The organism is Rhodosalinus sp., from assembly GCF_041685465.1.
GTDB lineage: Bacteria > Pseudomonadota > Alphaproteobacteria > Rhodobacterales > Rhodobacteraceae > Rhodosalinus.
Genome location: NZ_JAWLFS010000335.1, coordinates 1 through 2,516 on the forward strand (window position 1 = coordinate 1; position 2,516 = coordinate 2,516).

Here is a 2,516-nt window from a genome sequence, read left to right on the forward strand (position 1 = left end):
TGGGCTCGACGATGACCGGGCCATAGCCGTTGTCGATATAGGCCACCGAACGCGCCAGGCTGGCGGTGAGCGGACGGCGCAGCAGGCTCGGGTCGGTCTGGACCGGCAGGCCGAGATAGCGCCGCAGCGTTGGTGCGGCCAGATCGGGGGTATCGCGCAGCAGAAAGCGCGCGCGCAGGTCACCGTCGCCCTGGCGACGCCGCGCGAGGTCCACCGCCTTTGTCAGGATACCGTCGCGGACCGGGGCCACAGCCACCCGGTGGGCAGCGACCGTCGAGGCCGGAAGTTGCTGGTCCAGCGGTGCGGCCAGCACGAGCCGGTCGGGCTGAACTGCAGCGACCTCAATCAACGCGGCCTCGCCGCGATCCACCGCGATGGCGGTCAGGCCCGGCGCGCGGAAGTCGCCCTGGCCGGTGTCGATCGCGATCTCCATGTCGCCTTGTGCAAGCGCGGCACCCGGCTGTGCCGTCATGTGCCAGAGCGGCACGCGCCAGGTCCCGGCAAAGCCTGCCCGGGCCAGTTCTGCCGCGCGCGCCATGCCGTGCGCATCGAGCCGGTGGCGCAGCGTGACGATCTCGCGCGGCACCGGGCGCAGCGCGATGCGTTGCTCGCCGGTCTGCGTGGCCAGCACGTCGGTGCGCCACTCGAGCACCTCCTCGAGCGGCGCCTGTACCGGGAACGGCCAGAGCAGGGGCGCCGGATCCGCCTCAGGCATCGAGCGCGCCCCTGTTGCGCCGGATCGTGTTGACGATGAGCCGCTCGCCCGCCGGCGTGGCGAGGTAGTCGCCGACGATGGCCGGGTCGAGCACGTTGATGATCCGTGTGGTCGGCGGTGGCGCCGTGTCGCCCGTGGTCTCCACCCCGAGCCGGCCGCCACGCCCGCGCCGGAGCGGCAGGATCGCTTCCGGTCCGGCCTCGCCCATCAACCCGGCACCGCGCGCGAACGGGAACACCGTGGGCCGGTCCACGATCCCGCCACGGGCAAAGGCCTGCACCTCGCCGGCGCGGTCGAAGACGCCCCCGCGCGCAAAACCGCCCAGCCCGAACAGCCGGCCCAGGAAGCCGCCCCCGGTGCCGCCCCCGGTGAGCGCGCTGACGATCGCGGCTTCGATCGGCTTGAAGGCAGCGTTGATCAGCCGCGTGGCGAGGTTCTGCGCGATCTGGGAGACCGCATCGGCAAAGGTGCGCCAGCTGAACTCGCCCGAGGCCAGTGCGCGCTTTAGCGGGCCGGTGATATCCTCGGCCAGCCGTTGGGCAGCCCGCCGCTGCGCCTCCTGCGCCTCGCGCAGCCGCGCGCCCGCCTGCGCCCAGGCCTCGCCCCCGCGCCGGGCTGCCTGCTCCATGGCCTCGCCTGCCGCGCCCGCGGCCGACCCGATGCGGCCGAGCGCGCCAGCGGCACCGCCGCTCTCGCCATCTTCGCCGTTCAGGCCGGCCGCCGCCGCGATCTCCTCGCGCAGCCGGCGCGCCGCGGCGCCGGTCGCGTCAAGCTCCCCGGAGGCGGCCTGCGATCCCCGCGCCACCGCTTCGCGCAGCCGGGTCCAGGCCTCGGTGATCTGTGCGCCGCCATCGGCCACGCGCGCCGCGGCCTCCCGGCGCAGCCGGATCGCGGCGCCTTCGGCACTGCTGGCGGCCGCGTTGAGCCGGCTCATCCGGTCGAGGGCCCGATCGGCCCCGGCCAGGAGCCCCTCGGCGGCCCCGCCGAAGCCCGGCACGCCCTCGAGGCCGGTGCCCAGCCGGTGCAGGAAGGTGTGCCAGCGCAGGCTCAGGGCCTCGAGCATCTGGAAGAACCCGGCCCTGATCTCCTGCCAGACCGCGCCGAGGGCCGGGACCAGCGACGAGGCGCTCGTCTTGATCCCCTCCCAGACGGCCACCGCCACGTCGCGCAGCAGCCGCAGCGCATTGCCGAAGCTGCCCGCGCCGCGCACCAGCCTGGGAAAGAGCATCGCGACCTCGGTGATCGCGATCACCAGCCCCACGAAGGGCAGCCGTGCCATCACCCGGCGCAGAAGCACCAGCGCCGTCGCGGCGCCGCGAATGCCGACGGCAAAGGCGGCGATGCGCCCGACCAGCCGCACCGCGATCAGCGCCGCAAAGGCCCCGGCATAGGTGGCGACGCGCTGGAGGTTGCGCCCCAGCCACGCGATCGCCACCCCGAGCGGGCCGCTCCGATCGGCCAGTTCCGCCATGGCCACGGCCATGCGTTCCAGTGCCGGGGCCACGGCCACCGTCAGCTGATTTGACAGCCCGCGCCAGACCAGGCCCAGCCGGGTGATCGCATCATTGGTGCGCTCGACCTGTGCTGCATCCGACTCGCTGACCAGTGCGCCGAAGCGGTCCAGCTCGGCCCGGGCCTGCGCCAGCACCGCGGGATCGATACGCTGGAACGCGGTGAAGGCCCGGTCGCCGAAGAGCTGCGAGAACAGCGCCGCCTGCTCGGACGCCGCCGCATTGGCGCGAATGGCCTCTGTCACCTCCCGGATGCGCGCGTCCAGCGGCAGCGCGAGCAGCCGCTCGGC

2 protein-coding genes are annotated in these 2,516 nt (G+C 74.1%); both read right to left on the bottom strand.

The features are described 5' to 3' along the window. Window positions 1-715 (bottom strand): hypothetical protein (locus tag ACESL7_RS15375; RefSeq protein ID WP_372894169.1); only part of this gene is annotated, 715 nt, incomplete at its 3' end. After that, window positions 708-2,516: phage tail tape measure protein (locus ACESL7_RS15380; RefSeq protein WP_372894170.1), on the bottom strand; the 1,809-nt coding region annotated here is incomplete at its 5' end. The genes ACESL7_RS15375 and ACESL7_RS15380, both read right to left, overlap by 8 nt.